This window comes from Paenibacillus curdlanolyticus YK9 (assembly GCF_000179615.1).
GTDB lineage: Bacteria > Bacillota > Bacilli > Paenibacillales > Paenibacillaceae > Paenibacillus_T > Paenibacillus_T curdlanolyticus.
On record NZ_AEDD01000013.1, the window covers coordinates 273,132 to 273,366 of the forward strand.

At 63.0% G+C, this 235-nt stretch carries 1 pseudogene; it reads right to left on the reverse strand.

Going from position 1 to position 235, the window contains the following annotated elements:
* Positions 1–235, reverse strand: a pseudogene (locus PAECUDRAFT_RS26835) (hypothetical protein); the annotation flags it as partial.

The window sequence follows — 235 nt, forward strand, 5'->3', positions numbered from 1 at the left end:
TGCGCCGTTCGCCAGCTTATCGCCCGTAATCGCCCCGTCCGCTACTTTCGACGACACGACCGCTTGATCGCTCAGCTTCCATTCGCTTACGCTGCCATCCGCCAGCTGATTGCCGCCGACTGCGCCTTCCTCCAGCTTCGCGCGGCCAACTGCGCCGTTCGCCAGCTTATCGCCCGTAATCGCCCCGTCCGCTACTTTCGACGACACGACCGCTTGATCGCTCAGCTTCCATTCG